Here is a 19,326-nt window from a genome sequence, read left to right as displayed (position 1 = left end):
AGGCTGACTTCGTTTGTATAGTCGCGATTTCAATCGCCCAGTATCAACCGATTCTTTACTTCAGAAGGATCTGCTGTCTCAAAAAATAGTTCCAGCGCCTCGATCAGATTACGTCGCGCTTCTTCTATATTGTCACCTTGGCTGGCAATATCAAGTTCTGGGCAAAGGGATATATATCCGTCGCCTTCTCGTTCAATAATTGCTGTAAACTGTTGTGTTGACTTCATAATTTGAAGTGGCGGACTGCCAAGCTCAAACAATTATACTTTTACTTGAGATTATATCACATTTTTCGCTCTTCGGTGGAGAATGGCGATCGCCCTATACAATGCTAGCTTGGTTTAAATAGTCAGGGGCGATCGGTGCTAGTCAAATATACCTGCGATCGGAGATTTTTTAAATATAATGAAATCCTAAAGAATTAATAGAACTGCAAAAATTGTACTAATCTTAGAGCTAAAGTCAATTAAATTAAAATTTTTTCAACTATGTCAGATCAACCTTTTAACATCCGCCAACTAAATGGCCTAGATTATGACGAAGCAGAACCACTCCTGGAAGATTATCAGGAAACGCTAATCGAGCTATTTGTCAATTCTCCCGAAGGAGAAGAATACTGTAAAACTTATCCAGACGTTGGATTTTGGATCTCGCAGTTCATTTATTACGGTTTCGGCTATGAAGGTTTTACGCTGCCTCGCATGAAAGTGGAAGATGTGGCAACTGTAGTCGAAGAGTTGTTTCCCAGGAAAGTGAGTTTGCTTTCGCCGGAAGAAGGTGAAAATGCTATCCCGGAATTATTGGCGTTTTGGCAATTTTTGAAGCGAGAATTTAAACTGCGAAATGCCACTTCAATTATCAAATACCTGCGGGATATCGAGCCGGAATTTAAGGATATTATGGAAGATTCCTCTAAATTTGGATTTGCCAAATCCTTTGTAAAGCTCGGTCATCAAGCAGGGTTTGATATGAGTACGGGGGAAGGTCTAACACAATTTCAGGAGATATATAATGCTAGCATTGCTCCTATAATTGCAGCTAAAAACTCCGATACATCGGGATTTTCCAGTAAACCGATAAGTGGTAGTGCTGTTAATGACTCTAAAGCAAGTAAAGAAAAACAAAAAAAAGCAAAAAATACGGCGACTGAATCGAGAAAACGCAACCGCACTAAGAAAAAATGAGGTTTAGCAAGTATCTATCCTCACTTCACTCTTCTTCTGATTCTTCTCAGCATCTTGTTAGCTTCTTCCCTCCCGCGAAACTTCCAAACTAATAAATAACACATCAAACAAAACCCGAAAATTCCTAACACGATCGCACTTTCTTCCGGTGAGTTGGTAGTTCTATCGAACTTCCCACTCTTCGGACTTGCTTGGATGTTGTTAGTTCGATCGACCGTTCGATCGCCCGCTTGCAAGTTAAAATTGTCTTGTTCAATCGCATTACTATTTTTAAATTTTCGATCTATTTCTTGAAAGGAATTCGCCTGTTCGCAGCTTGTTAAGGATAATCCCATAAGGATAAAAATTAGGAAATAACAGGGAGATTTCACGATTTTTACTTCCATTTATGGAGAAAGCGACTAAATGAATATAAGACTGACTCGTGGGAAGGCAGAAACCGGGTTTTTTGCGAAAATACTTCGTATACAGCCACAAATTCCCTGAAAAACGCGGTTTCTTTGGTCTAAGTGAGCGGTCAGAAACCGGGTTTTTTGCGAAATACTTCGTACACAGCGACCGATTCTCGAAAAAACGCGGTTTCTTTGGTCTGAGTGCGTAATTCCTGCGAATAATTTCTACAATAGCGGTGTATGATTTTCTCGATGGCACATTAATACGATCGTACCATTTTTTTCAAGTCGCAGCTACGGCTAAGGAATCAGTATTGCCGAGATGTGGTAACAAAACGGGCGATCGCGCTGATTCAAGCGCTATAATCTAGCTAATAGATTGCATTCAAATTCTGTTGGTTAATTGCAGATATTTGTCAGGATACGGCACTGCCGTATCCCTACCCGAATTGTTTGTAGGGACAGGGCACTGCGGTGTACTCTAACCTGGATGTTATTCAATCTTAATTAGATAGCAAACAATGACACTTAAAGAATTAGAAAAACAACTCTTTGCCTTAACTCCCGGTGAAAAAAATCAGGCAATACAGCTATTAGTTCAAAGTTTAAGCAATACTTGGCAAGGAATCGAAAAAACTCCGGGCGTGTGTGGTGGGGAGGCTAGAATTGCCAAGACTCGCATACCTATTTGGTCGCTGGTAAATTATCGCATTCTGGGTGCAAGTGATGTGCGGATTTTGCAAGACTTTCCTCATTTGAGTGCAGCAGATTTAGCAAATTCTTGGGCTTATGCTGAGGCACACCCAGAGGAAATTGAAGCAGCGATCGCGAGAAATGAGGAAGCATGAAACCGGGCGCGAATTTGCTATAATCTAGATCATATATTCCGGCGATCGCACTTATGACTATACAAGAATTAGAAACTCAAGTTTTAACCTTAAATCTCGCTGATAAAGCTAAACTAATCAGCATCCTAACTCAAAATTTAACCAACGGTTCTTTAGGCATTAAAAAAACTTCTGGTGTGTGCGGAGGCGATGCTTGTATCGGCAAGAAAGAGGATACCAGTTTGGTCACTGGTGTGCGATCGACGTTTAGGTGCTTCCGATGGTATCATCCTAGAATCATTTCCCGATCTAACGGCCGCGGACTTGGTAAATGCTTGGGCTTATGCTGAGGCTTACCCAGACGAAATTGAACAAGCAATTAGAGAAAATGATTGAGATAGCAAACTATGACACTGAAAGAATTAGAAAAACAACTCCTTGCCTTAACTCCCGCTGAAAAAACTCAGGCAATACAGCTATTAGTCCAAAGTTTAAGCAATACTTGGCAAGGAATAGAAAAAACTCCCGGCGTGTGTGGTGGTAGGGCTTGTATTGCGGGGACTCGTATCCCTGTTTGGGTAATGGTTGAAGCTCGTCGTATAGGATATAGTGAAGCCGATTTGCTAGAAAATTATCCCACTATTAGTGCGGCGGATCTGGCAAATACCTGGGCTTATGCTGATGCCTATCCTGATGAAATTGAACTGGCCATCCGGGAAAATGAGGAAGCCTAAAACATGGCGCGTTTATATTCAGATGAGCAATACCCGATAGCTGTTGTCAGAATTCTGCGAACTCTCGGTCACGATGTTTTAACTGTTCAAGAAGCAGGAAATGCTGGACTTAAAATTCCTGACGATCGAGTGTTAGAATTTGCAACGAGTGATGCTCGATCGGTGTTAACACTCAATCGGCAAGATTTCATCCGACTGCATCGCATCCAACCTAATCATTCTGGTATTATTACCTGCACTAACGATCGCAACTGGGGAAGGTTGGCATCACGTATTGATGAAGCTATTTTTGCTGAAGAAACATTGACTGGGAAATTGATTCGGGTAATACGTCCCCAAAGCTGAAAAAAAGCCCCTCGCCCTTCCCGACCTCACAACCTTATAATTAAATCCCCCATTGTTCCCAAGATTAGGTAAAATTATTGGCGTGTCTGAGGATAAACTATATGCGCTGGGTTAGATATATTGCGATCGCGATCGTCAATGGTTTCGGTGTCGTCATCGGTATTATTTGGGTTGCAGTCCCCACAACAGTGGCTCAACCTTCCCTAAACTACCAACTCGCACTCTCTGCGCGACAGCAAGACGGCGAAACTCCGCAATCCCTCCCCGAACTCTACAAATTGCGCGATCGGCTCAAAGTACAATTAGATAACCTTGCCAAAACTCCCGACAGCGCCCCGTTTCCTGCAGAACTTTGGAAATCAGCAATCAACCGCCAGCAATCCCAAACTCTGACGCAGCAACTCCAAAACGTTCAAAGTCAGATTCAAATAGAAGAAAGAGCCAAATATAATTGGGACGATGCTGCTAAATTAGCCGCCCAAGCTGTCGTAATTGGACGCACTTCAAATCCTTCTTCTGCTACTTGGGAACAGTCGCAGCGGCTGTGGGAGTTGGCTATCAATACCCTGCGACTCATTCCTCACGATTCTTTTTTGGCCGATGGGGCGATAGACAAAACCATCGAATATCAAGGAAACCTCAGTGTCGCTACCTATGAAATGCAAGTTGCACGTTCTGTTGAGAAAGTTAGAGCCGAGGAAGAAGAGATAAGAGAGCGAGCCCGCAAAGAGCAAGAGAAAAAAGAATTTGCTCGTCGAGAAATAGAGAGAAAAGAGCAAGAGAAAAAAGATCTGGCTAGAAAAGAACTTGAAAGGCAAGAATTCCAAAGGCAAGAATTAGCCAGAAAAGAGCTAGAAAGGCAAGAATTAGCCCGTAAAGAACTAGAAAGGCAAGAGTTTGAAAAGCAAGAATTAGCCAGGAAAGAACTAGAAAGGCAAGAATTCCAAAGGCAAGAGTTAGCCCGACAAGAACTTGAAAAGCAAGAATTAGCCCGTAAAGAACTTGAAAGACAAGAACTTGCAAGGCAAGAGTTAGCCCGTAAAGAACTTGAAAGACAAGAACTTGCAAGGCAAGAGTTAGCCCGACAAGAACTTGAAAGACAAGAGTTAGAGAGAAATCAGCAAGCAACTTCTCAACCAACTCCTGAATCAACTGCAACACCAACTCCCGCCCCAGTTACGCCTGCTGCGTCGCCGTCGAACTTTTTGTTTGCGGGAGATACTAACAGAGATGGCCAAATTAACGAGCAAGACGACGCCGGAAAAGAACAATGGTCTTTGTCCAAGGGCGCGCTAATTTTATTTAACGATCGCAATAACGATCGCGGCAAGATACCGACTTGGAAACAAACCAAAGTTAGCGCTCCCCGCCGTGCAGCAATGCTTTCTCAAGTTAACTTAACACTGTCTGAAAACTTCAAAACCTCTCAACTATTTATCACGGCTGACAGCATTGCTAGCCCTCACATCAGCGTTTTTCAGAAAACGGGCGACGGCTGGCAACCTGTAGATATATCCGGTGCTAAACCTCTAGTTTTTAGCAAGAATATTGTTTTAGGTGTGGAAGCCAAACAATTTGCCGATCGCAATTGGAACGGCACTGTAAATCTCAAAGCGACTGCCCTAAACAACGGTCAAGAAATCGCCTCCACAACCATCCAAATGGGCGTTAGTCCTTGGATGATAGCGCCAAATACAGCACCAGTAACCGAAGTTCAGGTCAGCGACAGAGGCTCGGTAAACAGCGAATTTATCTCCCAACTAAAACAAGCAGTAGAACCCACGGGCGCTAAAGTAAAAATTCTCCAGGGCGATCGCACTTGGATGCAAGATACCCAGAAAAACGGCTACGTTCAATTGCCAGAAAAATCGGAGATACGCCAGTTTAATGTCGCCCTAAAAAGCAATAGCGAGCCAGAGAAAAACCCGCCTGTTAAATCAACTCAAGACCGGGATTTGAAAGTAGTTAAAATTGGCAATCCTCGTTCTTTAGACCCTGTAAGTCAGTGGTCTGACGGATACGGCAATTTGCAGGTGACGCCGCCGATTCCCGGACACCCAATGGGTCGAGTTTATTACGGGAATTCGGGAAATGCTAGTTTTAATCCAGAGGTACTGGATTTTATTCAAGCTCAGCGAATTCAAGGGCCGCCAGTGGATATTGATACTTCTTGGCTTTTGACTCGCCAAGTCGATGAAATTATCAATTTTATTCCCACTCAAACTCCCGGACAATATGTAATGGCGATCGCCAGTCCCGAAGCTGGAGTTAAGCTGTTGGAAGAATTGGAGGGAAGAGGTTACGGCGATGTGGCGATCAATCGCGGTTTGAGCACTCAAACAACTGTCAGCGCCGCTTTGCAAAACCGTGCTTTAATTCAACACAATCTCTATTTGCAAAATCAGAAACTAAATCCGATTATAGAGAAGTTGAAAAGAGAATTTTTACTCCGAGACGACCAAATTATTCAAGTTCCGGTGATGTTTGGCTACAGCGGTTATGCTTGGTGGCCTAATATGGTCAATTCGGTGCCAGTTAACGGCAAGTTGTTAGTTTCAAATCCTCGCGGGCCAATGATTGAGGGTGTAGATTACACTCAGGAAAGATTGCGGCAACTGCTGCTTCCTGCTGGCGTCAGCGTTAGTTTTCTGGATGACAGGTATTATCAAGAATTGAAAGGAAACGTGCAGTCGGCGACGAATACTGTGAGGAAGCCAGAAGAGCGACCTTTTTGGCAGTCTTTGCCTAATAATTACTAATGGGTAATTGGTAACTCATAGGGGCGGGCTTTACCAACCATCTATGTTTAAAACTCAGTATATAGTAAACCCGCCTTCCTATGCTAATGTTTAGGAAAACTATGCTAGGAGTTTAACAAATGGCTACCCTGCAAATAGAAAACATACCAGAGGAATTGTATACGAGGCTGCAAGATTTAGCCGATGCTCAAAACTGCTCGATTAGCGTGTTTGCGATCGCCATTTTAGAAGCCGAGTTATCAACTGAGACAAAACCCCTCTCAGGAAAAGGTAAAAAGTCTGTAACAGAACTATTGGCAGAAATCAGCCGTCGTCGCGAGTCTCGTCCGGCGAATATGGGGATGATACTAGATAGTACCGCTTTAATTAGAGAGGAGCGCGGCAAATATTTTGCACCATTTTTATGAACAGGCTTTCCGGCCTGTTCCACAAAAGTACCATTTTTATGTGGGGTAGTTTATTTTTATCAGTAAAAATATCGATCGCTATAATATAGATACGACATTCCCAGTAATCAAACCCCTGATTAACTATGACACTAAAAGAATTAGAACCGCAACTGCTTTCCCTGACTCCGCCCGAGAAAGCTCAAGCAATACAGATATTAGCTCAAAGTTTAGCTAACACCTGGCAGGGAATTGAAAAAACTCCCGGTGTAGTCGGCGGTAATGCCAGGATTGCCGGGACTAGAATTTCTGTTTGGGGATTGGTAGAGTCTCGTCGATTAGGTGCAACTGATGCTCAACTTTTAGAAGATTATCCGCATCTTAGTGCTAACGACTTGAAAAATGCCTGGGCTTATGCTGAAGCATTTCCTGACGAGATTGAAGCAGTAATTAATTTGAACAATATAGACTAATATCATGGCAGGTTTGTATGCAGATGAACAATTCCCTCGGGTAGTAGTTGAATTACTTCGCGCTCTAGGTCACGATGTGCTTACTGTACAAGAAGCGAGTAATGCAAATCTGGGCATTCCTGATGAAGATGTCCTGGCTTTTGCTGTCACAAAGGAACGGGCAGTTTTAACACTCAATCGAATCGATTTTATTCGACTGCACGCTTCACAACCTAATCATGCTGGTATCATTGTCTGCAAAGACGATCAGCAGGACAGACAGAGGATGGCTACACGAATTTCGGAGGCTATTTCTAATGTGGAAACATTGAGAGGAAAGCTGGTTAGAGTCAATCGTCCATCTCAATAAGTAACAGAAATTTAAAAAGTTGGTAAATTGCGATCGCCCCAGCAGATAGATTTCTCCATAGACACGGACGGCAATTTGTCAAGAGCCTTGCCGTAGTTGTTCAGTGCAGGCGATCGCACCAGTAACGTAAAATGTCTAAAAGCGGTCTTTCTAATATAAATTTAGCCCCATGAGCGACGAACAGGAAAAAAAACAAATTTTGACTCAGCAACCGGAAACAATTTCTCCTGCCAGCGATGAGCTCGATCGTACTGCAATTGTCAGCGCTGATTCAACTTCCGAACCCGCAGAAACTCCGGTTGAAATTGCCGCGCCCGAAGATATTTCAACTGTAATGGATGAAGCAGAAACAATTCCAATTTCCGCCGATATCGCGCCGGAAACAACTCAACCTGCAAGTTATCCGCCTCCAATAATTCAAACGGCAAGTCCCGATCCGCAACCAGCTCGAAAGTGGCAAATTTTGGCAGTTTTTCTCAGCGGAATGTTAGTCGGTTCCGTACTCAGTCTCGGCAGTTTGCTAGCGTGGAGAATGTATCAGGAAAGAGCGAACATTCAAATCAGACTGCCCGCAGACGTACCCCTCCCCCAAAGCCCTCCGCCTGTCCCAGCAGCGCCCGCCAACCGCCTGCCCGGAGTTCCCCCAGCACCAGGCCCGGCACGGCCCGCCGATCGCCCACCGTCGCCCAATCCCACTCAAATACCCTCCCTGTCTGGGGTTCCGCAACTGGCTTCGCCGTCGCCGTCGCCGCTGCCTTCTCCTTCTCCCGCTGCGGTTGAAACCCCTGTAACTGAGCGAGTAAACTTTCAAGCCGGTGCTACGGGAACTACTCTAAACAGTAGTTTGCGAGCCAACATATCCAAGCGCTACTTACTGGAGTGCAATAGCGGCCAAAGCATGACAGTAAATGTTCAAGAAGGTCAAGTTAGTGCAGCAATTATTGCTCCTAACGGTGAAAAACTAGGTACTGCAAATAGTACCAGTCAGTGGCAAGGTCAACTAGCCAGCAGCGGCGATTATACTATTGAAATTTCCGGCGACCGCCAAGCAAACTACGGTGTTAGAATTGAAGTGAAATAGGAAGTATAATTGTATCTGGGGGGAGTTACAAAATACATAAACCCGCCCTGGTTGCCAATTACACATTACCCATTACTAATTACCAATGGTCGCACAAGTATTTCCAAGCATCTATGAAGCAAAAACTCAAGAAATTGCCAAAGAAATCCTGCGGGCAACTCAAGAGAAAAAGCGATCGTTTTTTGGCCAACTGCAAGACCAAATGCGCTGGGACGACAAACTGATGGATTGGGCGATGGCTAGCCCTGGACTGCGGGTGCAGTTGTTCCGATTTATTGACTGTTTGCCGGCCCTCCGCAGCAGGCCGGAAATTGCCCGCCACTTGCAAGAATATCTGACTGCCCAAGAGGTAGAACTGCCCGAAGCCTTAAAAAAATTGCTCAACTTTGCTAGCCCTGATTCGGTTCCGGGTCAATTGGCGGCGACGACGGTTGCGCCTGCTGTGGAAACTTTGGCGCACAAGTATATTTCTGGGGAAAATATCAAGCAGGTAATTAAAACTTTAGAGCGGCTTCGCAAAGATAAAATGGGTTTTACAGTTGACCTTTTGGGGGAAGCTGTCATCACTGAAGCGGAGGCGCAAATTTATCTTAACCGCTATTTGGAATTGATGGAGGAACTCGCGAATGCAGCGAAGAATTGGTCGCAGGTAGATGCAATTGACAAAGCTGATGATGAAACTTTGCCGCGAGTGCAAGTATCCGTAAAATTAACAGCTTTTTATTCTCAGTTTGACCCGTTGGATGCTAAAGGTAGCGAGGAGAAAGTCAGCGAGAGAATTCGCATTTTACTGCGCCGCGCGAAGGGGTTGGGAGCGGCTGTTCATTTCGATATGGAACAGTATGCTTACAAGAGTTTGACTCTGAGCATTCTGAAAGACTTATTGTTAGAAGAAGAGTTTCGCAATCGCACGGATATTGGAATTACATTGCAAGCATATTTGCGCGACAGTGCTCAAGATTTGCAAAGTCTTATTGCGTGGGCAAAAAAACGCGGAAATCCGCTAACAGTGCGGCTGGTAAAAGGCGCTTACTGGGATCAGGAAACTATCAAAGCGATGCAGAAAGATTGGCCGCAGCCGGTCTACAATGACAAAGTTACTACCGATGCAAATTTCGAGCAGATGACGCAGTTGCTGCTAGAAAATCACGAATATTTGTATGCAGCTATTGGCAGTCATAATGTACGATCGCAAGCGAGGGCGATCGCCATTGCCGAGACTCTCAATATACCGCGCCGCCGCTTTGAAATGCAAGTGCTGTACGGCATGGGCGACAAATTGGCTAAGCTTTTGGTCGATCGAGGTTATCGCGTCCGAGTCTACTGCCCCTACGGCGATTTGCTGCCGGGAATGGCTTATTTGATCCGCCGTTTGCTGGAAAATACCGCCAACAGTTCTTTCATCCGGCAAAGTTCCGAAGAAATGCAGATCGAACAATTGTTAGCCGCGCCCGTTGCTAACGGAAATGACCAGCTAGTTTACAGCAAAGTATTTCCCAACGTTGCCGATACAGACTACGCCAATACCAAATTGCGGCAACAAGCAGAAACAGCCATCAAATCAGTGCGGGCTAACTTAGGTAAAACCTATTTACCCCTAATCAATGGCGAGTACCAAAATACTGAAGCAACAGTTAATTCCCTCAACCCTTCCAATCCTACAGAAGTAGTTGGCACCATCGGATTGCTTTCGGAAGAACAAGCCAAACAAGCCCTGGAATCAGCAAAATCAGCCTCTACCAGTTGGCGGAAAACCCCCGTCCGCCAGCGCGCCGGCGTCCTCCGCAAAGCCGCAGAATTGATGGAACAGCGGCGGCACGAACTGTCAGCTTGGATGGTGTTTGAAGTCGGCAAACCTGTCAGAGAATGCGATGCCGAAGTCTCCGAAGCTATTGATTTTTGCCGGTACTACGCCGACGAAATGGAACGGTTAGAACAAGGAAAAAATTACGACATCCCCGGAGAAACCAACCGCTACAGCTATCAGCCGCGCGGTATTTCTTTAATCATTTCACCTTGGAATTTCCCCCTTGCAATTCCTGTGGGAATGACAGTTGCATCGCTGGTGGCAGGGAATTGTACTTTGCTCAAACCTGCGGAAGTTTCCTCAGTAATTGCAGCAAAAATTACAGAAATTTTGCTAGAAGCTGGCATTCCCAAAGGCGTATTTCAATACGTGCCTTGCAAAGGTTCAACCGTCGGCGCTTACATGGTGAAACATCCTGACGTTCACATGATTACTTTCACCGGTTCTCAGGAAGTTGGCTGTCAGATTTATGCCGATGCTGCGATTTTGCAGCCTGGACAAAAACACCTGAAACGAGTAATTGCTGAAATGGGCGGCAAGAATGCAATTATTGTCGATGAAAGTGCGGATTTAGACCAAGCAGTTGCAGGCGTAGTTTATTCGGCATTTGGATACAGCGGCCAAAAATGTTCCGCTTGTTCGCGAGTAATTGTGGTCGAATCGGTGTACGATAATTTTGTGACAAGATTGGTAGAAGCGACGCGATCGCTCAATGTCGGCCCTGCAGAAAATCCCGGCACTCAAGTCGGCCCTGTGATCGATGCAAATGCCCATTCGCGCATCCGCGAATACATCGAAACAGGCCGCGCCGAAGCTAAGATAGCTTTAGAAATGCCGGCACCGGAAACCGGTTATTTTGTCGGCCCAGTCATTGTTACGGAAGTATCGCCAACAGCAACTATTGCCCAAGAAGAAATTTTCGGCCCGGTTTTGTCGGTGATTCGGGCAAAAAATTTCAGCGAAGCGATTGCTATTGCTAACGGCACGAATTTTGCTTTAACCGGCGGATTGTATTCTCGCACGCCTTCGCATATCGATCGAGCCGCATCCGATTTTGAAGTCGGAAACCTGTACATCAATCGCGGAATTACCGGCGCTGTGGTATCGCGGCAACCCTTCGGAGGATTCAAACTTTCGGGAGTTGGTTCCAAAGCTGGCGGCCCGGATTATTTGCTGCAATTCCTCGAACCCCGCACCATAACCGAAAATATTCAGCGGCAGGGTTTTGCACCGATTGAAGGAGTGGATGATTAATCATTCCTTTGTTGGCAGTGAGGACTTCAGTCCTCTCTCTGGCTGTTAAGTTGGTAGGGTGCGCATTGCGCACCCTACCGTGGGGTAAAGAAAAAAATTCTGCGATATTAGCTAGTTATAAAATGGAATCTACTAAAGATCGCGATCGACAAAATTCTCAACACCCTTCACCTGACAAGTGGCTGCGATTTTTAATTATAGTTGTATTAGTCATAGGTATATTTTTTCGTTTCGCAAATCTAGGAAATAAAGTTTACTGGATAGACGAAGCTTACACATCCCTGCGGATTTCTGGCTATACAGAAGCTGAATTTATTCAGCAAGTAGTTGACGGTGAAATTCGGGACATTAAATATTTACAAAAATATCAACGGATTAATTTAGAAAAAACCGTTTTAGATACCGTAAAAGGATTGGCATTAGAAGAACCTCAACTTGCTCCCCTGTATTTTATAGCAACGAGATTTTGGGTGCAGATGTTCGGCGATTCAGTGGCTGTAACTAGAAGTATGTCAGCGGTTTTTAGCGTGCTGGCATTACCTTGTATGTATTGGCTGTGCTTAGAATTATTTGAGTCGCCGCTGACAGCTTGGTTCGCAGTTGCAATATTAGCTGTATCGCCTTTTCAGATAGTTTACGCTCAGGAAGCTCGACCTTACAGTTTGCTGGTAATGGTAATTTTACTGTCAAGCGCAGCCTTGCTGAGAGGAATGCGGCTAAAAACTAATAGCAGTTGGGCAATTTATGCAGTAACACTTGCTCTGGGATGTTATTCTCACCTGTTATTTGGACTGGTTGCAGTCGGACATGGAGTTTATGTAACAATTATCGAAAAATTCCGGTTTAACAAGACTGTAATTTGCTATTTGCTAGCATCAGTTGCAGGATTTATTGCTTTGTCTCCTTGGACTGTAGTTTTTTTAAACAATTCGGGCAATGCCAGTCAGAAAACAGAATGGCAAACTCTAAAAATGCCTGTTTTAGACTTGGTAAGAAATTGGTTTTTGAACATTAACCGTCAATTTTTTGACGTGGGCTTGTACTCTGATTTCTCGGGAATATATTGGATATTTAATCTACCAGCTATTTTGATGGTTTTAATAATTGTTGGGTATTCTTTTTATTTCCTTTTAAATCAGACAGAAATGCGTCTTTGGTTGTTTGTTGTGACATTGACGTGCGTGACAGTAGTATTATTTTTACCAGCAGATTTAATTGGAGGAGGGATTCGCTCTATCAACACTCGCTACATGATTCCCTGTTATTTAGGAATACAGATATCTGTTGCTTACCTGCTAGCTGAAAAAATTACATCTCCGACAGGGACAGTCCCATTGTACAAGATGTGGAGGCTGGCTCTAGCTGCTTTGCTTTCTATAGAAATTATATCCTGTAGCATTTATTTGCGATCGGACTCTTGGTGGAATAAAGACCGATCGTATCTTAACATCCCGATCGCCCGCACAGTCAACTCAGCTTCTCGGCCATTGATGATAACCGACTTGTGGGTGTACAGTGTAGATACGATCGGAAATTTGTTAACTCTGAGTTACTTAATAGATGCAAAAGCTAAATTTTTAGTATTGCCGCCGAATATTGTTAAAATACCCCCCAATTTTAAGGAGATATTTTTGTACACTATTTACCCTGAATTAAAAACCAAAATTACGACAAATAGTAGGTATAAGTTAGAGCCGCTATACAGTCAAAAAAACGGAGATATCTGGCTCTATAAATTAAAAATTAAGTAAATATTTAGTCGGTCAAAATGAGTTTTAAACTACCCCAAAAATGGTTGATTTTCCTGGCTGTTATTGTATTAGTAATTGGCATTTTATTGCGGTTTGCCAATCTCGATCGCAAATTTTACTGGATTGACGAAACATATACTTCTTTGAGAGTTTCTGGCTACACCGAAGCCGAAATCATCAAACAAATTTCCTACCAGAAAATAACCTCGCCCTCGGATTTACAAAAATACCAGCAGATAAATTCCGAAAAAACTTTAAGCGATACCCTGAATTCTTTAGCAACAGAAGACCCCCAACACCCGCCGCTGTATTACGTACTAGCTCGATATTGGGCGCAGTGGTTCGGCAGTTCCGTTGCCGTAATGAGAAGTTTGCCCGCCGTGATTAGCCTGCTACTATTTCCCGCAATTTATTGGCTGGCTTGGGAGTTATTTGAATCTTCAGCAGTAGCGTGGATGGCGATCGCAATTTTCGCAATTTCTCCCTATCACATCTTGTTTGCCCAAGAAGCGAGACAGTACAGTTTGTGGACGGTAACTACTATTTTATCCAGTGCAGCCTTGCTGCGAGCAATGCGCCCTGACGAAAATCAAAATCCTCTCGCCCTCGTTCTTTCCTGGGCGCTTTACGCAGTCACAGCAACACTGGGATTTTACACCCACTTGTTATTTGTCTGCGTCGCCGCAGCCCACGCAATCTACGTCGCAGTCATTGCCAACTGGCGCGATGTGAAAACATTTATTGCTTATTATATCGCAGCTTTTACCGCTTCGATCGCCTTCATGCCTTCCCTCGTAAATACTGTAGAAAACTTCAATCAAGTTAGAAGCACAACAGTATGGTCAGAACAGACCAATCTCTTAAGATTAGTCAGCAGGTGGGTGGGTTCCCTCAGCATAGCCTTTTTTGATATAGGGATTGATGGAACTGCCAACGCCACACAACTAGCCTTGCTAATTCCAGTTGGTATCATGATTCTAGCTTTAGTCGGCTATGCCCTTTATTTTCTGTGCCGGCAAACACCAAAACGAGTGTGGTTATTGATCTTGTTATTAATTGCAACAACTGCTTTGTTTTTAGCAGTACCTGATATAATGAAAGGTGGAAGGCGATCGGCAAATCCGCGATATTTAGTTCCTTGTTATGTGGGAATTCAGCTAGCAGTGGCTTACCTGCTGTCTGCAAAAATTATTAACAATTTGGATAACTTCAAACAGCAAAAACTGTGGAAAATAGTTATAGTAGCACTGTTTTCTGCAGGTATTATATCCGGTGGAGTTAGTTCTCAAGCAGACAGTTGGTGGAATAAAGGCAGCGGTTGGTTGCGCGCCCAGTTGGAAGTAGCTGAGACTGTCAATCAAGCCACCAATCCCCTAATTATCAGCGATGCCAATATCGCATATATCATGCCTTTAAGTTATCGCCTAGAACTGAAAGTCAAACTGCTAATAGAACCGCGCTGTTACACTTCTTGCTACAAAAATCGAGAATTGGCACAGAAAAAACCGCAATCCCCGCAAATTCCAGGTGGTTTCAGCGAGTTGTTTTTATACAGACCGTCCTCAACTTTGCGATCGGCAATTCAGCAACAAAACTATCAAATAGAGCCGGCTGACGCTAATGTTGAGCTTAATTTATGGAAAATTACCAAAAAATAACCTAAAAAATTAAGGCAAAAAATGTCTTATTCACCGAGACATACTGCCCAGAAAAGGGGTTTTTGGAAGTATGTCGCAAGTATAGTTCAATAGGGTTTATTTTCGCGTTAAGCTAGAAGTTAAGAAGCAAAAAATAACATCAAAAATCTAAAATGACAGTCACTGAAACCTCGAATATTCGCAAACTGCTGTGCGATCCAGACTTAGGGCTGATCCCTCACCTAGAAAAGTGCCTGAAAGACTTGCACTCGTCTGCGATCGCCAGTGGAGAGAAATTCAAGGTAGAACCTTACGATATAGAACTCAAAAGCTGCCACACCCAGAAGCATCCCAACGACCAAAAACCCCTCGTCACGCAGTCAGTGTTAATAAAAATCCCCCTGACTGGGAAAGTCCAAGACAAGATGCACCTATATCTGATCGCAACAGAGTTGCAGAACCAAATCGACTTCAAAATTATCGACTGGAGTGCCTTAGAACGCCGCCAATACGACATTCAGGGCATTCCCTTAAAGCAGCCGATCACCAAAATAGACGGCGAGATGAATTACGAGTTAGTATTCGATCGACCAAGCTACTGCTGCATCACCCTGTGCCGCCAATTTGACTTAACTTACGCCGCCAATTTTTAATACCAATTCTAAAAAGTAGGGACACGGCAATGCCGCGTCCGACGCGGGGATTAGGACACGGCATTGCGTGTCCCTAAGTGAATAATTGGTATAAGATTGAGGATTGTAGATCGATCGCACTTGCATCAAATTCAAACCGCTCGATTGGCAGTTTCCGCAAGAATCCTCTTAATTTGAGCAGGAGTCAGATTCGGATTAGCCTGCAACATCAAAGCTATCACCCCAGCTACCTGCGGCACTGCCATGGAAGTACCCGCAAAATATCGATAGGGAATCCCCGGTTCAGAAAGCGTTACAGTTGAATAAACGTCACCCGAATCTGCCCTGCCACCGTCGCCGCCGGCAGCAACAAAGTAATTAATTGTCTCCGCACCCGCCCGGTTAGAATAATCCGCAAACAGGCCATTTCGGGTAACACCACCGACAGCAATTCCTACCTCATTGGCAAACCGAGCCGGATAATCAGCTTGTGGGCGAGCATCATTTCCCGCCGCCGAAATCACGATCGCGCCTTGAGCTTCGGCCGCTCGAATCGCATCCAATTCTCGATCGTTCAACTGTAGACCGCCCAAACTCACATTAATTATCTTCGCTCCATTTGCCACCGCATAATTAATCGCATTAATTTCATCCCTAATTTTGCCTACTCCCACCTCATCGAGTATTTTCAAAGGCATAATCTTCGCAGTCGGAGCAGTTCCAGTAATCCCAACGCCATCTTTTTTCGCAGCAACTAAACCCGAGATGTGAGTGCCGTGATTGTTATCGTCGAACGGGTCATTATCGTTGTTGACAAAATCCCATCCCCGGAAATCGTCAACAAAGCCATTGTTGTCATCATCAACCCCGTTGCTAGCTTTATTGCGACCGATCGCATCAGCACCGGTTTCGCCCGCATTGCTCCAAATATTCCCGGTCAAATCCGGGTGATTGTAGTCAACTCCGCTGTCGATAACTGCCACCACAATTCCGTTTCCAGTCAAGCCCTGGGCCCAAACTTCTGGAGCTTTAATTAAATCTCTGCCCCACTCGTCTCCGCCCAAATCGGGAACATCAGGAAAAGTTGCAGTACCTTGAGCTTTAGCAACTGCCGCCGCTGCATTCACCAAACCGAACCCAAAACGAGAGTCAAAACCCTGCAAGTTGCTCGCATTGTTAGCAGAAACAGTGGCCGGGGTTGCAGACAGATTGAGGGAGAAATTTGTACTGCCTTGGTATTGATAAACTCGGACAAAGTAAGTTCCTGCAGCTAAACCGTTGATGTCGATAGCTTCCGGCGATAAATCCGATTCTTGAGAAGAAGCAATAATATCGGTGAAGTCAATAGAATTGTCGCCGTTAATATCTTTAATTAGAGCAACGTCAACATCGGCCGTCAAACCGCTGACAGTTAATTTAAAGTCGCTAGTTGCAGGCAAAGTAAAGCGGTAAAGGCCGTCTGGCCGGGCGTTGCTAACCGAGTCTGCGATCGTTTGAGTGCCGCCCAAAACGCCTAAATCGCGAGCTCGATCCAGTTGGTTTCCCAATACTGTAGTTGCAGAGATGAATGTACGGGCAAGGTCTTGTGGAGATGCGTTGGCTACCAAGCCTAAAATAGCATTGGATTGGCGAATTTTAATTAATGTATTGGAAATACCGGGGGCGATCGAGATTTCTTCGAGAATCAAGTCAGCTTCGGTAAGGTTGTCAGTCAGTCCGATCGAATCCACAAAACTGTTAAAGTCAGTAATAACGTCTGCAGCAGCCGGATCGGAGACTGCTGAATCGCTGCGGAGGACAAAGGTATCTGGGCCCAAACCCCCAGTCAGCGTATCTTTGCCCCCATCGCCCACTAAAACGTCGCTGCCGTCGCCGCCGTTGAGGGCGTCTCCTCCCTTGCCTCCTTGCAAGGTATCGCTGCCGCCGTCGCCAAACAGGATGTCGCTGCTGACACCGCCGTTAAGCACATCGTTGTCTGCACCCCCGAACAGGGTATCGGAATTGCCACCGCCGAGAATGCGATCGTTACCATTATCACCGCTGATGCGATCGGCTTCCGACGAACCGACAATAAAATCGTTGCCGCCGAGGGCAAAAAATCCGTTAGGATAAGGAGTCAAAAAGCCCGGAGTCAAGGCGAAACTATTGGGGCTATCATCTAAAAGATAGGAAAGACCGTCAGGGCTCGGGCCGGGCATAGAAATGTACTCCTAGCGAGGTATATCGATCTAAATTTTAGATTTTAAATTTAAGTTTGTGGTTAAAAACGCCCTAAATAGTCTGTAAGGCGGGCATTAAGCACAGTCTGTAGAGGCCTGCATAGGTTAGGTTAAACTGAGATGTTCCACCATTCTCAATTACTTGTTTAGGAACAGGCAAGATGCCTGTGAAGCGAGAAAATTCATTTTTTGTGGAACGGGCATCTTGCCCGTTCTTGACAAGGGTGAAACATCTCAGGTTAAACAGATTTATTCCGTCATATCATGCCGTGTAAATCAACCACAATTCCGCCTTAGCCCCTCTAAAATATAAAATCTAAAACAGTATAACTTAATCCCAAATTCAAAATCGGGATCGGAAAATGGGAAAACCACACTTGCATCGAATTCAGAATTTTTTCAACCTCGCGAAGTCGCATTTAAAGCCTTATTTGCGCTATTTGATTTTGGGCGGGACGTTTTTATTTATTGCCAAAGCTTTTTTTACTCACTGGCGAGAAGTCGCGAATATCCAAATTCGAGCCGAAAGTTTTCCGTTGCTGGCGATCGCCCTTGGCGTCACTTTATTTTCTCTAATTTTTGTCGGCTGGGTGTGGATGTTGATTTTGCGGGAATTCCGCCAACCTGTAACTGCCGCGTGGGCGATTCAAGTTTTTCTCAAAACTAATATTGCCAAGTATTTGCCGGGGAATATTTGGCATTTTTGGGGTCGAATATTGGACGCCAAAAATGCCGGCATTTTCCCGAAAGCTGCTACTCTCAGCGTGTTGCTGGAACCGCTGCTGATGGCTTCGGCGGGCGTTTTGATTGGGTTGATTTGTTTTGATAAAATCAATTGGTTGTTGCGGATTGTCGGTTGTGCTGCTATTTTAACGGCGATTCATCCCCGAATTTTAAATCCGATCGTTCTCTTTGTAGAGCGGTTGAAGTTATCTAAGAACAATGGGGAAAATTCAAAGGCTGAAGAGGCGGCGGGCGAGGGACTGAATTTTCGTGTAGAGTCTAGCTCCAATCTAGCTAAAAAAAGATCGAATGTCAAGTCGCGCCACAAAAATAATTTGCCAATTAAACGCTATCCTTTAGTGCCGTTAATCGGACAAATGTGTTTTATCGGATTGCGGGGCTGCGGATTTTTGCTAACTGTAACGGCTTTAACTCCGGTGAACTTTAGCAATATTCCCAACTTGTTCGGTGCTTTTTGTTTTGCGTTTGTTGTCGGTTTAGTCGTACCGGGAGCACCGGGGGGAATGGGAGTATTTGAAGCAACGGCGATCGCCCTGTTGTCCGATCGCTTTTCTACGGGTATAATTTTGAGTGCCGTGGCTTTGTATCGGATAATTAGCATTCTGGCGGATGTTTCGGGTGCATTTTTAGCAAAGCTCGATCGCCAGCGAAATCAGCGCAGTCAAAAAAGGCGAATTTAAAATCAAATATTTGAGGAAGATAATTTGCTGCGATCGAGGAATCCCTGAATCGGGCAATGTAGTAAAAGCTAT

At 44.6% G+C, this 19,326-nt stretch carries 18 protein-coding genes; 15 read left to right on the top strand and 3 right to left on the bottom strand.

Features of this window, described 5'->3' with window-relative positions; genetic code table 11:
* Window positions 1-29: 29 nt before the first annotated feature.
* Window positions 30-227 (bottom strand): type II toxin-antitoxin system HicB family antitoxin, encoded by a 198-nt coding sequence (locus QUB30_RS16345; protein ID WP_333335025.1) that lies wholly within the window; start codon window positions 225-227, stop codon window positions 30-32.
* 261 nt (window positions 228-488) lie between these two features.
* Between QUB30_RS16345 and QUB30_RS16340 the strand changes: the two genes are divergently transcribed.
* Window positions 489-1,184 (top strand): hypothetical protein, encoded by a 696-nt coding sequence (locus QUB30_RS16340; protein ID WP_333335022.1) that lies wholly within the window; start codon window positions 489-491, stop codon window positions 1,182-1,184.
* 20 nt (window positions 1,185-1,204) lie between these two features.
* Here the strand turns inward: QUB30_RS16340 and QUB30_RS16335 are convergent, their stop codons facing one another.
* The gene (locus QUB30_RS16335) at window positions 1,205-1,519 is read right to left on the bottom strand and encodes a hypothetical protein (RefSeq protein WP_333335020.1); all 315 of its coding nucleotides are present in this window, start codon (window positions 1,517-1,519) and stop codon (window positions 1,205-1,207) included.
* Window positions 1,520-2,097: 578 nt separating this feature from the next.
* Here QUB30_RS16335 and QUB30_RS16330 point away from each other — a divergent pair.
* The 13 genes from QUB30_RS16330 (at window position 2,098) to QUB30_RS16270 (ending at window position 15,632) form a co-directional block, all read left to right on the top strand.
* Entirely contained in the window at window positions 2,098-2,424 is a 327-nt protein-coding gene (locus QUB30_RS16330; protein ID WP_333335017.1) for a DUF433 domain-containing protein, read from the top strand.
* Window positions 2,425-2,613: 189 nt separating this feature from the next.
* Window positions 2,614-2,799, top strand: a complete 186-nt coding sequence (locus tag QUB30_RS33880) for a DUF433 domain-containing protein (protein WP_445300508.1) — start codon at window positions 2,614-2,616, stop codon at window positions 2,797-2,799.
* An 11-nt stretch (window positions 2,800-2,810) separates the two neighbouring features.
* On the top strand, window positions 2,811-3,137 hold the full coding sequence (locus tag QUB30_RS16320) for a DUF433 domain-containing protein (protein WP_333136494.1): 327 nt from the start codon (window positions 2,811-2,813) through the stop codon (window positions 3,135-3,137).
* A gap of 3 nt (window positions 3,138-3,140) precedes the next feature.
* Window positions 3,141-3,482 carry a DUF5615 family PIN-like protein gene (locus QUB30_RS16315; RefSeq protein WP_333172513.1) on the top strand — a complete coding sequence of 114 codons (342 nt, stop codon included), beginning with the start codon at window positions 3,141-3,143 and terminating at the stop codon, window positions 3,480-3,482.
* A 101-nt stretch (window positions 3,483-3,583) separates the two neighbouring features.
* A complete protein-coding gene (locus tag QUB30_RS16310) occupies window positions 3,584-6,241 on the top strand; it encodes a protein-arginine deiminase family protein (RefSeq protein WP_333335013.1) in 2,658 nt (885 codons plus the stop codon).
* 119 nt (window positions 6,242-6,360) lie between these two features.
* Entirely contained in the window at window positions 6,361-6,648 is a 288-nt protein-coding gene (locus QUB30_RS16305) for a hypothetical protein (protein ID WP_333335010.1), read from the top strand.
* 125 nt (window positions 6,649-6,773) lie between these two features.
* The gene (locus tag QUB30_RS16300) at window positions 6,774-7,100 is read left to right on the top strand and encodes a DUF433 domain-containing protein (protein ID WP_333335007.1); all 327 of its coding nucleotides are present in this window, start codon (window positions 6,774-6,776) and stop codon (window positions 7,098-7,100) included.
* Between the two features lie 4 nt (window positions 7,101-7,104).
* Window positions 7,105-7,449: a DUF5615 family PIN-like protein gene (locus tag QUB30_RS16295; protein ID WP_333076321.1), complete on the top strand. Its 345-nt coding sequence runs from the start codon at window positions 7,105-7,107 to the stop codon at window positions 7,447-7,449.
* 169 nt (window positions 7,450-7,618) lie between these two features.
* Entirely contained in the window at window positions 7,619-8,530 is a 912-nt protein-coding gene (locus tag QUB30_RS16290; RefSeq protein ID WP_333335004.1) for a hypothetical protein, read from the top strand.
* 85 nt (window positions 8,531-8,615) lie between these two features.
* A complete protein-coding gene (gene pruA, locus QUB30_RS16285; protein ID WP_333335002.1) occupies window positions 8,616-11,591 on the top strand; it encodes an L-glutamate gamma-semialdehyde dehydrogenase in 2,976 nt (991 codons plus the stop codon).
* Between the two features lie 122 nt (window positions 11,592-11,713).
* Complete coding sequence (locus tag QUB30_RS16280; RefSeq protein WP_333335000.1) at window positions 11,714-13,342, top strand: glycosyltransferase family 39 protein; 1,629 nt, start codon at window positions 11,714-11,716, stop codon at window positions 13,340-13,342.
* A 17-nt stretch (window positions 13,343-13,359) separates the two neighbouring features.
* Window positions 13,360-15,000, top strand: a complete 1,641-nt coding sequence (locus tag QUB30_RS16275) for a glycosyltransferase family 39 protein (protein ID WP_333334997.1) — start codon at window positions 13,360-13,362, stop codon at window positions 14,998-15,000.
* Between the two features lie 152 nt (window positions 15,001-15,152).
* On the top strand, window positions 15,153-15,632 hold the full coding sequence (locus QUB30_RS16270) for a hypothetical protein (protein WP_333334994.1): 480 nt from the start codon (window positions 15,153-15,155) through the stop codon (window positions 15,630-15,632).
* 131 nt (window positions 15,633-15,763) lie between these two features.
* On the opposite strand, the gene QUB30_RS16265 is transcribed toward QUB30_RS16270, so the two are convergent.
* A complete protein-coding gene (locus QUB30_RS16265) occupies window positions 15,764-17,809 on the bottom strand; it encodes a S8 family serine peptidase (protein ID WP_333334992.1) in 2,046 nt (681 codons plus the stop codon).
* 383 nt (window positions 17,810-18,192) lie between these two features.
* Between QUB30_RS16265 and QUB30_RS16260 the strand changes: the two genes are divergently transcribed.
* On the top strand, window positions 18,193-19,254 hold the full coding sequence (locus QUB30_RS16260; RefSeq protein ID WP_333334990.1) for a UPF0104 family protein: 1,062 nt from the start codon (window positions 18,193-18,195) through the stop codon (window positions 19,252-19,254).
* The last annotated feature ends 72 nt before the right edge of the window (window positions 19,255-19,326 follow it).

This window comes from Microcoleus sp. BROC3 (assembly GCF_036702515.1).
GTDB lineage: Bacteria > Cyanobacteriota > Cyanobacteriia > Cyanobacteriales > Microcoleaceae > Microcoleus.
This window is presented reverse-complemented; position numbering and strand designations above follow the sequence as displayed.

What these genes read in the sequence shown, in the direction of transcription:
- QUB30_RS16295 (WP_333076321.1), top strand. Translation starts at nt 7,105, where the DNA reads ATGGCAGGTTTGTATGCAGATGAACAATTCCCTCGGGTAGTAGTTGAA.
- QUB30_RS16345 (WP_333335025.1), bottom strand. Translation starts at nt 227, where the DNA reads ATGAAGTCAACACAACAGTTTACAGCAATTATTGAACGAGAAGGCGAC.
- QUB30_RS16320 (WP_333136494.1), top strand. Translation starts at nt 2,811, where the DNA reads ATGACACTGAAAGAATTAGAAAAACAACTCCTTGCCTTAACTCCCGCT.
- QUB30_RS16270 (WP_333334994.1), top strand. Translation starts at nt 15,153, where the DNA reads ATGACAGTCACTGAAACCTCGAATATTCGCAAACTGCTGTGCGATCCA.
- QUB30_RS33880 (WP_445300508.1), top strand. Translation starts at nt 2,614, where the DNA reads ATGCTTGTATCGGCAAGAAAGAGGATACCAGTTTGGTCACTGGTGTGC.
- QUB30_RS16330 (WP_333335017.1), top strand. Translation starts at nt 2,098, where the DNA reads ATGACACTTAAAGAATTAGAAAAACAACTCTTTGCCTTAACTCCCGGT.
- QUB30_RS16340 (WP_333335022.1), top strand. Translation starts at nt 489, where the DNA reads ATGTCAGATCAACCTTTTAACATCCGCCAACTAAATGGCCTAGATTAT.
- QUB30_RS16280 (WP_333335000.1), top strand. Translation starts at nt 11,714, where the DNA reads ATGGAATCTACTAAAGATCGCGATCGACAAAATTCTCAACACCCTTCA.
- QUB30_RS16290 (WP_333335004.1), top strand. Translation starts at nt 7,619, where the DNA reads ATGAGCGACGAACAGGAAAAAAAACAAATTTTGACTCAGCAACCGGAA.
- QUB30_RS16310 (WP_333335013.1), top strand. Translation starts at nt 3,584, where the DNA reads ATGCGCTGGGTTAGATATATTGCGATCGCGATCGTCAATGGTTTCGGT.
- QUB30_RS16260 (WP_333334990.1), top strand. Translation starts at nt 18,193, where the DNA reads ATGGGAAAACCACACTTGCATCGAATTCAGAATTTTTTCAACCTCGCG.
- QUB30_RS16275 (WP_333334997.1), top strand. Translation starts at nt 13,360, where the DNA reads ATGAGTTTTAAACTACCCCAAAAATGGTTGATTTTCCTGGCTGTTATT.
- QUB30_RS16300 (WP_333335007.1), top strand. Translation starts at nt 6,774, where the DNA reads ATGACACTAAAAGAATTAGAACCGCAACTGCTTTCCCTGACTCCGCCC.
- pruA (WP_333335002.1), top strand. Translation starts at nt 8,616, where the DNA reads ATGGTCGCACAAGTATTTCCAAGCATCTATGAAGCAAAAACTCAAGAA.
- QUB30_RS16265 (WP_333334992.1), bottom strand. Translation starts at nt 17,809, where the DNA reads ATGCCCGGCCCGAGCCCTGACGGTCTTTCCTATCTTTTAGATGATAGC.
- QUB30_RS16305 (WP_333335010.1), top strand. Translation starts at nt 6,361, where the DNA reads ATGGCTACCCTGCAAATAGAAAACATACCAGAGGAATTGTATACGAGG.
- QUB30_RS16315 (WP_333172513.1), top strand. Translation starts at nt 3,141, where the DNA reads ATGGCGCGTTTATATTCAGATGAGCAATACCCGATAGCTGTTGTCAGA.
- QUB30_RS16335 (WP_333335020.1), bottom strand. Translation starts at nt 1,519, where the DNA reads ATGGGATTATCCTTAACAAGCTGCGAACAGGCGAATTCCTTTCAAGAA.